The 4,580-nt window shown below is 36.9% G+C and carries 4 protein-coding genes; all 4 read left to right on the top strand.

All coding sequences use genetic code 11. From position 1 onward, the window contains the following. Positions 1-814 precede the first annotated feature (814 nt). Complete coding sequence (locus F6K40_RS20340; RefSeq protein ID WP_293138928.1) at positions 815-1,330, top strand: LptA/OstA family protein; 516 nt, start codon at positions 815-817, stop codon at positions 1,328-1,330. A 521-nt stretch (positions 1,331-1,851) separates the two neighbouring features. Then, on the top strand, positions 1,852-2,580 hold the full coding sequence (lptB, locus tag F6K40_RS20345) for an LPS export ABC transporter ATP-binding protein (RefSeq protein ID WP_293138929.1): 729 nt from the start codon (positions 1,852-1,854) through the stop codon (positions 2,578-2,580). Positions 2,581-2,677: 97 nt separating this feature from the next. Beyond that, entirely contained in the window at positions 2,678-3,619 is a 942-nt protein-coding gene (locus F6K40_RS20350; RefSeq protein ID WP_293138930.1) for a Rossmann-fold NAD(P)-binding domain-containing protein, read from the top strand. A gap of 674 nt (positions 3,620-4,293) precedes the next feature. Beyond that, a partial coding sequence (locus F6K40_RS20355; protein ID WP_293138931.1) for a methyltransferase domain-containing protein occupies positions 4,294-4,580 on the top strand: 287 nt, incomplete at its 3' end.

Below are 4,580 nucleotides of genomic sequence, written 5' to 3' on the forward strand. Positions count from 1 at the left end.
GTGATTTATAATTGGGATGATTTTTTTTAATAATAGTACGTTCTACTAATTGCATTATCCCTCCTGTAAACATTTAACGAGCTGTTCTGCAATCCTTTCTCAGTCTAAGATATTTTTAGTTGTTTTCCTATGTTTTTCTATAAAATCAATAAAACTTTACAATACCAAAAATAACGACAAACTACACAAATAACCCCCGGCTTTCATCCCGACGCTCCCCTATGGGAGAGCGCGGGACTTCCCGCCGGGGGAGTTAAAATAAGAAAATTGATTTTCTCTTGGTCGATTGGATCTGGCGCCGGAAACCCATCCATCCCACCCTACGGGAAACTTCGTTAACGACCGCTTTTTCATCCCCTTAAAAGGGGAGGCTTTAGACCTGATTTTTTGGTAAAATAACCAAATACTTGACATACTCCCGACGTTGCCCTTTGGCGAAAAAATAGGGATTCTGAGCGTCTGGGAAACCCTGACCGCTGTTTAGACAGAGGTGATGTCCTCCCCCTGTGTTGACATTGATAATAACAAAATGCTCCTAGCTTGTGTCTTGGGCATATGAACGTTTAGCTTATGAAGGTATCCGAATCCGGGCCCTGGCTTTCATCCCGACGCTCCCCTGCGGGAGAGCGCGGGACTTCCCGCCAGGAAAGTTAATTTATAGCAGTCGAACCAAAGATTAGGACATTTATAAATGCTCAAATTTAGTTATAAATGATTTACAACTTATGACTTATTAATTTTGACTGATGACTTGCGCTATATACCCAAGGGTCTAGACGCTAGAGCCACTTAATAATTTTTCAACTAATTAAAAATGATACTTAACAACAAAATATTAGAATCAATTATTTTGAAAGGATTGCTATTGATATTGCCTCTGGCTACAATAAATTCTATTACACATCCTACGGCTGCTCAAATTAACCCTAGCCAACCTCCAAGAAATCGAAATTCTTCAGGTAGTCTTACTGTTCGCTCCGATATTCAAGAAGCTGATGCTAGAACAGGAGTTGTGACAGCTCGTGGTAATGTCCAAATTAATTACCCTGCCCGCCAAATTCAAGCAACAGCAGCTCAAGCTCAATATTTCAGCCGAGAACGTAGAATTGTTCTGAGTGGAGATGTATTTATACTACAGGAGGGGAATACAATTCGAGGAGAAACTGTCACTTATTTAATAGATGAAGGACGTTTTATTGCCCTACCTCAATTGCAAGGTCAAGTAGAATCTATATATGTAGTTCCCGCAGGTCAAGAAGGAGATATAGGAGGTGGTGTTAATGCACCATTCAATCCAAAACCAGCCTTTAAAACTCCCATAAGTCCATAATTTGAAATCTAGTGCCGTTACGCGGAATTCAAAATTCAAAATTCATGCATTATTAGTTAGCAAGGCTTTTCGGATGCATGTAATTGGTCAGTTATTTCTGCCATCCTGCACTAGGGAATAGGGGAAAATAATGGATAATGGATAATGGATAATTGATAATTAATCAGGACTTACGCAGTACCGCTATATATAGCGTATAAATTCGTCATTATTCCAGATAAACCCACTATAATTAGTACCGTTGCGTAAGTCCTGTTAATAATTGATAATTGATAATTAGGGTTTGCTGATTAAATATAAAAGCATTGACAGATAAAGGTTTGAGCCTTTTTAGATTGAAAAAAGTTCCAGCTTTTAGGTCCATCAGGTTCAAAAACTTAGTATTTTGGGCTAACTATGGCAGAAAAATCACTCTTGCTATTCTTCCTCCTACCTCCTCTATAACTCCTGACTCCTTCTTTCTTATTCTGACTCCTGACTTCTGACTCCTTACTCCTTACTCTTACATTCTTCCTTTTTCTATGAAAATTGTTCTTGAGAATATTCACAAATATTATGGTAAGCGTGCCGTGGTGAGTCGAGTTAATATATTTATTGGTGAGGGAGAAATTGTTGGCTTACTCGGTCCCAATGGTGCAGGTAAAACTACTACATTTTATATCGCTACAGGTCTAGAAAAACCTTCACTTGGCACTGTCCTTTTAAATGAGTTAGATATAACAGCTTTACCGATGCACAAAAGAGCAAAACTTGGTATTGGTTATCTAGCTCAGGAACCTAGTATTTTTCGTAATCTCAGTGTCAAAGATAATATTCTCCTGGTTTTAGAACAAACAAAAGTACCTCGTCACCAATGGAAAAGACGCTTGGAATTTCTATTACATGAGTTTCGTTTAGAAAAAATAGCTTCTACTTTAGGTTCTCAGGTTTCTGGGGGAGAACGTCGGCGAACAGAATTAGCTAGAGCTTTAGCATCTAACCAAGATGGACTAAAATTTTTATTTTTAGATGAACCATTTGCGGGGGTAGATCCCATAGCTGTTTCTGAGATTCAAAAGATAGTAGGGAAATTAGGAAAACAAAAGATGGGCATCTTAATTACGGATCATAATGTGAGAGAAACTTTGGAGATTACGGATAGAGCTTACATTATGCGAGATGGACAAATTTTGGCATCTGGAACGGCAGAAGAACTTTATAACAATCCTTTAGTACGTCAATATTATTTGGGTGATAAATTTCAGTTTTGAGGTATTCTTAGCCAAGAAAGTAATTCTGAAGTTTTTACCATTATTTAATTAAGGCTTGATGATTAAATCTCAAAGCCTTTACAGATAAGAAGATAAAATGAAAATTGGCTACATTAAACCCACTTTCCCTAACGAAAAAAGAGTCGGTTTATTACCGCAACATTTATCTTGCTGTAGTCCAGAGGACGAACGTAGATTTGAACAAGATTATGGGAAAAGTTTAGATATTCCCGACGCAGCTTATGGAGAAGGTGCTGGTTATTCTCGCGAACGTCTATTTGCTTGGGCGGATGTAATTTACTGTATTAAAGTTCCCCAACCCCAAGATTATCAATACTTTAGAGAAAATCAAGCTCTTGTAGGTTGGATTCATCCCTTTGGTGCATCAGGAAGACATTTTCGAGAATACTGTGCTGAACGGAAAAATCTCCGACTATTTGATATTGAAAATGACATCTCTATCCGTATTACTCAAGGAAAAACAGAAACTCTCAATACTCCAAGAGATTTTTTAAAAGAAAATAACATATTCGCAGGTTACGCCTCAATGATGCAAGCCATTATGTTGCGAGGTGGGATTACCCAGAACGAGCGAGTAGCAGTATTTGGCTCAGGAAATGTGGCTTATGGCGTCTTGAAATATTTGGTGAGTAAAGGAATTGAACCTATATTGCGTCGCCGGAGTAATGTCGATCTAATGCGACAAGAGTTTAAAGATTATGATATTTTTATCAATACAGCGGAAATTGCTCAAGGAGATGCACCGATTGTTACTTTTGAAATGCTTGATTCCATGAAATCTACAGGTTGGATTATTGATGCAGCCGCAGATACTGGTAGAGCAATTCAAGGTACTCGTGCAACTAAAATAGGAAATCCTATCTATCAAGACGATCGAGGTCATACTTTTTATGTGGTTGACAATTCTCCTTCTCTACTGTATAGGGAAAGCAGTGCAGGAATTAGCGAAGGTTATGCCAAACATTTTTGGAACAAATCTATGAGTTATTGGTACAGTGATTCCTGTATTGTTAGTTAACTATAAATCTTATGTAGTGGTATATAAGAAGTGATTTTTGCAGTTAGATTCTAGATTCATGCATTAATTCAGCAACGCCCATAATGACTAACAAAATATAGTAATCAGGAATGAGATGTGAGAAAAAGCTGTAGGGGTTTGGTCTCTTTTCCCCAACCGCTAAGGGATTTGGAGACCAAACCCCTACGATAAAATCTTACAACCTATTTAGGATTACTATAGCTAGACAGGATATACCATTTATTCTGCCGTATAATTATTGCTCTGCTGATTAAATCTAAAAGTTTTTACAGATAAAGATTTGAGGATTTTTAGGTATCAAAAAGTGCTAGCTTTTAGGTAGTTCCAGTTCAAAAATTTAGCATTTTGGGTAAGAGTTGGGCAGAAAAATTAAGGGACGATTATTCCGACTAGCTCTTTTATAATTCCCATTTATACTGAATTCTGACTCCTGACTCCTACTCTTATCACTTATACTTTTTCAGCAAACCCTAATTATCAACCTACTCCCTATCTTGGTATTTCAAAGCAAGAAGTAATTGAATTAAGAAAACAATATATAATAAATCCAGTTGTTTCTAACTACTATCAACAACCAATTATGATTGTTGAAGGTTTGAGGCAATATATTTTTGATGAAACAGGTAAACGTTATTTAGATACTTTTGCAGGAAATGAACGATCAATATCAAGGACTTGCTAAATTTTACGATCGCTGCGTCTCACAATATAGAAACTATGATGAAATTGCTACTGAACTTGCTCAAGTTATAGGGGAAGCTAGAGATTTATTGGATATAGGAATAGGCACTGGTTTAATAGTAGAAAATTTACTGCAAATTGAACCTGCCTACAAAATAACTGGAATTGATACCAGTGAACCTTTATTAGAAGAAGCTCAAAAAAGATTAGGAAAAAAAGTTGATTTATATTCTCAAAGTGTTTCTGAATTAGATATTGG

Origin of the sequence: Okeania sp. SIO3I5, from assembly GCF_010672085.1 — a bacterium.
GTDB lineage: Bacteria > Cyanobacteriota > Cyanobacteriia > Cyanobacteriales > Microcoleaceae > Trichodesmium.